Below are 4,647 nucleotides of genomic sequence, written 5' to 3'. Positions count from 1 at the left end.
TGAGTTGGGTCAATGATCAGGAAACCTAACTATTTTCTAACCAAACGATTAGGAAACAGTTATGTTATGATTTTCAGAGTAAGCCGGAGATGATAAGACACCATGAAAAATCGCATCTTTACTGTTATTTTGTACAAAGAAGATAATATGTACATTGCTGAATGTCCAGAAGTTGGCACAGTAGATCAAGGAGAAACAATTGAGCAGGCGATTGCTGGATTGAAAGAAGCCACACGGCTTTATCTAGAGGAATTTACCTTACCAGAAACATCCCCTAGATTTGTGACCAGTATTGAGGTTAGTTATGCCTAAGCTGCCACGAATCTCTAGTCGGGAGGCAATTGGCTCTCTTGAACGCTTAGGCTTCAAGCAAGTTCGTCAAACAGGTAGCCATGTTGTGATGAAGAAAGAAACCGAAGATGGCAAAATTGGTTGTGTTGTCCCTGTACATCAGGAATTGAAGGTTGGTACATTAAGTGGAATTCTGAAACAAGCCCAAGTCACAGTTGAAGAGTTCATTGAACATCTGTAAAGTCTGACAAATCACTGCACTCGACGTGATACCAAAAGTATTTAGTCCCCCCAGAGAACTCCCCTTGAGCCACATACCACACTTTTCTTTTTTTGTCAAATTTTATGTTAAGAAAGATGTAACTAATGGATAGGGGGATGACCAAAGATTAACCGTCTTCGTATTCGGGGATTCTTTCCTTTTTCTTCTCGGTGATATTGATGCGGGGGGGATTGTAATCTGGTTCCACGTCATCATCCCACATATCATCCTCGGCCTTATCTTCGTAATCGTCGTACTGAGGACGAGAAAAGCTTTCTGTGCGTTCTGAGCGAGCTTCTCCCCAGTTATCTTCTTCTTCCTCGTATTCTTCCTCATAATAACGAGCTTCGGCCCGTTTTTGCGGTGGGGGAGTGGCACGCAGGGGTTCTTTTTCCCATTCATCCTCACTCCAGCGTTCTTCAACGGGTTTAGCGGCCTCCACGGGGGTGCGGAGGGGAATGCCCGTACCTAACTGATTTTCTGGACGAGCAGCGGGGGTATAATAAGCTTCTTCCTCTTCTCTTTCCCAGGGGGGACGACCAATACCCAAACGTTCCAAAACCCCCACACTAACCTGCGTGAGACGTTCCTCGGCCCCTTCAAAGACAATTAAGCGATTCGGACCGCTGCTAACCACTTCTTCGATAGAAATTTCGTAGGTACTGATCAATTGTTCGGGGATCAGAGGAAATCCCAGGGAAGCAATGATAATGGAATGTAATTGACCACTAAGGGGATCAAATTGATAATCGCGGACTTTGCCTAAAGGTTCGCCGGTTTCCGTGATCACGTCACTACCGATTAAGGGAGTATAAGCATCGATATCGACGGATTCCAAGACGTTATCATCTTCAACGAGAACCACGTCTCCCGTCTGACTGATGCTCGATAAATACATATATTGAGGCATTCCCGACAGGGAGAGGATATTATCGCGGAGTCCCAGGGCAACCACTTCTCGTTGATCGATATCTACTAGGATATCTTTAACAACGCCGAGTTTTTTGCCTGTATTGCGAGTGATAACCTGTGTATTTAAAAATTCTGAACGTAAGCGACTATTCTCTGTGATCATTTTTTCCTATGGGTAGGCGTTAGGGCGTGGGAATACGAATTATTGTAGGCTTAATATATAGGGCGAAATTGAGTGTTAATTTACCGATATTAGCTTAGATCTTAAAGTTCCCTGAGATTAACACTTTTTTTGACCTTGTTTGGGCGATAGTTTCGGGTGATAGATAGGGTTAAACCCATTTTAGCTAATTCTTTACATTTTTTTAGTAACAACAAAGCAGGAGCTAGAGAGAAACTCCCTTGGCTCCTGCTGTCTAGATTCTGATTACATAGTTAAGGACTGCACCTCAGTTTCGATCAGTTTAGCCAAGTCTTGCAGGAAGGAGGCTGCATCGGCCCCGTAGATGACTCGGTGGTCACTGGTGAGATTAACCGTCATCTGTTTTTGCACTCCGAATAAACCATCTTTATTGACGACGATTTGGGGACGGGAAGCACCCACGGCTAGGATCGCGCCTTGGTTGGGGGGTAAGATAGCGGTAAAGCGATCGACTCCGAACATTCCCAGATTAGAAATGGTAAAAGTACCGCTATTATATTCTTCCGGTTGCAGTTGTTTACTGCGGGCGCGATCGACTAAATCTTTCCAACTGCGGGAGAGGGAATAGATATCCATCTGGTTAGCAGAGCGCAAAACCGGCGTAATTAAGCCCCCATCGGGCATAGCTACGGCTACGGCCACGTTAATCGCCCCGTGGTATTGAATTCCTGCGTCGCTATAGCAGGCATTAACGATCGGATGTTTAGCGAGGGTGTTGGCCACCGCTTTTGCTAACAGGGCCGTCATGGTGACACCCTTGGATTTTAGCTGTTGATAGAGTTGATCCAGTGGGTCGGTGGTGATAGTGTAGCCCACTTGGAAGGTGGGAACCTGTAGGCTAACCGACATATTCTGGGCGACGGCTTTTTGTAGAGTGGTGAGGGGAACAGTCCGGCCGACTGGGGCGCTGGTTGGAATCGGGGCTTTAGGAGCCGCTACAGGGACGCTGACGGGTTGCGGGGGAGTAATGACAGGAGCGGGGGCGGTGCTGACTTTTCCTGTCGATTTTTCTACGTCTTCGGCGGTAATTCGTCCGTGGGGACCGCTACCCACTAGGGTTTTCAGATCCACCTTTAATTCTTTAGCCAGTTTTTTGGCCCTGGGAGAGGCGACTAAACGGCCATTATCTTTAACGACGGCGACGGGGATCGAAACGGGAGGCGGAGCGATTTCTGGGGTCTCTACGGGCTTGCTAGGGGCGACTGCGGCGGTTTTTCCCTGAGCTTTTGCCAGTTCAATTTCCGCTTCAGTTTCGGCAATATAGGCGATCGCTTCCCCCACGGGCGCTTCTTGGCCAGCTTCGACTAAAATTACAGCGAGATAGCCATCATAAAACGATTCCACGTCCATGTCGGCCTTGTCGGATTCGACCACTAACACCGTTTCCCCTTTGCTGACTTTTTCCCCGGGGGACTTCACCCAAGAAACTATTTTTCCTTCGGTCATGGTGGAACTGAGCGCGGGCATGAAGATATCTCGAATCATGGTGGAGTGCTTCTATCTCTAATGTTTTGAGCCATAGCGCATTTTACCACAGTTGATGGGGTTGGGGGTGTGGGGAAGTGGGGTGTGGGAATTATAAATTATGAATTATGAATTATGAATTGGGGTGTGGGGTGTGGGGAGAATAAATAAAATAATCTCCTATCTCCTGACTTCTGACTCCTGACGACCGCCTCCTGACAGCTAAAATAACTGGTGACAAAGGGAAAAAGAGAAGGGAAAACGGCCCCTTCTCCGTCGTATCTAGACAAAAATTGTTCTAGTTGCCAATATGGACCGGTTGTGCTTGCAGAGATTCAACTAAACCGCGCACGGCTGCCACCATGGCTACTTCATTATCCAATTGATTGATCGCCGAACCAACACCGATACCAGCCGCTCCAGCAGCGATCGCCATAGGGGCGGTAACGCTGGATAAACCGGAAGCGCAGAGGACGGGAACTTTAACCGCATGGGAAATAGCGTGGGCTGCCGCTAAAGTCGGGGCGGCTTTTTCAATCAGTCCCAAAATACCGGCGTGACGGGGTTGACTGCTAGTGCCGCCTTCGGTTTGAATAATATCGGCACCCTGACTAACTAGAGCTTCTGCTAGTCTTACCTGTTCATCGAGGGGTAGGAGATGGGGAACTGTCACAGACAGGGTAATTTCGGGCAGTAGGTCGCGAGTTTGACGGGTTAGGGCTAAAACTTCCGCCGCTTCAAAAATGCGTCCTTGGGCATAAAAACTATCGAAATTACCGATCTCAATTAAATCGGCCCCGGCCGCCACTGCCATCACCAACAATTCTGGCTCGACGGCCGATACACACACGGGTAAATTTGTCAAGGCTTTTACCGCCCGAATTAGGTCAGCATTAGCGGCAATATCGACAAAAGTTGCTCCTCCGGCTGTAGCGGCTTTAACTACTGAGAGAACCTGCGAGCGATCGAAATTATTTAACCCACTGATCACTTTCAGGGCATGACGACGGGCGAAGGCTTGCTGTAAGGCAAAATTGATCATTAATCTACACCTATCTGGAATTCTCAAAAAACATTTTCCCACCTTCTCGCTGATCAGAGGGTGGGATTTGAGAATTCTTAGGGAAATTTTCTTTAATTTAGGTTTTGATTCTCTTGGTTTTTGCGCTTGAGGTTTTGCAGTTGTTGCAGCAGTACCTCGATTTCCGCTTCTAAATGGAGATATTTAACCTGTTGGTCAGCTTGGTAGGTGGTGCGAATCTGTTTCATGGCGGAGGATTCCTTAGTTAGTACAGTTGTCATAGCGGTATCTATAGAGTGCTGATTATGTTTAATTGTTTCAATTTGTATATACTACCTTAACAATGTCTTAAAGAAAACCTTTTTATGGTAGTTTCTCAACTGGCACAGGATGAAAGAGGGGAAAAATTCTTGCAACCAAAGGGATCGGAGTGCGATATACTCAGTCGCGAACGATATTGGCAAGCATGACCATGGTAGCGGTAGCAATTTTAGC

The 4,647-nt window shown here is 47.0% G+C and carries 6 protein-coding genes; 2 read left to right on the top strand and 4 right to left on the bottom strand.

Features of this window, described 5'->3' with window-relative positions; genetic code table 11:
* The first annotated feature begins 102 nt into the window (after nt 1–102).
* Together PX484_RS18815 and PX484_RS18810 are read left to right on the top strand one after the other, a co-directional pair.
* Entirely contained in the window at nt 103–312 is a 210-nt protein-coding gene (locus tag PX484_RS18815) for a type II toxin-antitoxin system HicB family antitoxin (protein ID WP_002734849.1), read from the top strand.
* The gene (locus PX484_RS18810) at nt 305–532 is read left to right on the top strand and encodes a type II toxin-antitoxin system HicA family toxin (protein ID WP_150975481.1); all 228 of its coding nucleotides are present in this window, start codon (nt 305–307) and stop codon (nt 530–532) included. Before PX484_RS18815 ends, PX484_RS18810 begins: the two co-directional genes overlap by 8 nt.
* 148 nt (nt 533–680) lie before the next feature.
* Here PX484_RS18810 and PX484_RS18805 read toward each other — a convergent pair whose 3' ends face one another.
* The 4 genes from PX484_RS18805 to PX484_RS18790 form a co-directional block, all read right to left on the bottom strand.
* Nucleotides 681–1,628, bottom strand: coding sequence for a PRC-barrel domain-containing protein (locus tag PX484_RS18805; RefSeq protein WP_287765816.1), 948 nt, complete (start codon nt 1,626–1,628; stop codon nt 681–683).
* Between the two features lie 264 nt (nt 1,629–1,892).
* Nucleotides 1,893–3,152 carry a dihydrolipoamide acetyltransferase family protein gene (locus PX484_RS18800; RefSeq protein ID WP_002801702.1) on the bottom strand — a complete coding sequence of 420 codons (1,260 nt, stop codon included), beginning with the start codon at nt 3,150–3,152 and terminating at the stop codon, nt 1,893–1,895.
* 277 nt (nt 3,153–3,429) lie between these two features.
* Complete coding sequence (locus tag PX484_RS18795; RefSeq protein ID WP_287700890.1) at nt 3,430–4,173, bottom strand: DUF561 domain-containing protein; 744 nt, start codon at nt 4,171–4,173, stop codon at nt 3,430–3,432.
* Nucleotides 4,174–4,265: 92 nt separating this feature from the next.
* Nucleotides 4,266–4,433 carry a hypothetical protein gene (locus PX484_RS18790; RefSeq protein WP_002801704.1) on the bottom strand — a complete coding sequence of 56 codons (168 nt, stop codon included), beginning with the start codon at nt 4,431–4,433 and terminating at the stop codon, nt 4,266–4,268.
* Nucleotides 4,434–4,647 lie beyond the last annotated feature (214 nt).

It is taken from the genome of Microcystis sp. M49636_WE2, assembly GCF_030065375.1.
In the GTDB taxonomy this organism is placed as follows: domain Bacteria; phylum Cyanobacteriota; class Cyanobacteriia; order Cyanobacteriales; family Microcystaceae; genus Microcystis; species Microcystis aeruginosa_C.
The sequence above is the reverse complement of the archived record's forward strand: the minus strand, read 5'-3'. Positions and strand labels throughout refer to the sequence as shown.

Coding starts and splice junctions, on each gene's coding strand:
- PX484_RS18810 (WP_150975481.1), top strand. CDS start 305: ATGCCTAAGCTGCCACGAATCTCTAGTCGGGAGGCAATTGGCTCTCTT.
- PX484_RS18805 (WP_287765816.1), bottom strand. CDS start 1,628: ATGATCACAGAGAATAGTCGCTTACGTTCAGAATTTTTAAATACACAG.
- PX484_RS18815 (WP_002734849.1), top strand. CDS start 103: ATGAAAAATCGCATCTTTACTGTTATTTTGTACAAAGAAGATAATATG.
- PX484_RS18795 (WP_287700890.1), bottom strand. CDS start 4,173: ATGATCAATTTTGCCTTACAGCAAGCCTTCGCCCGTCGTCATGCCCTG.
- PX484_RS18790 (WP_002801704.1), bottom strand. CDS start 4,433: ATGACAACTGTACTAACTAAGGAATCCTCCGCCATGAAACAGATTCGC.
- PX484_RS18800 (WP_002801702.1), bottom strand. CDS start 3,152: ATGATTCGAGATATCTTCATGCCCGCGCTCAGTTCCACCATGACCGAA.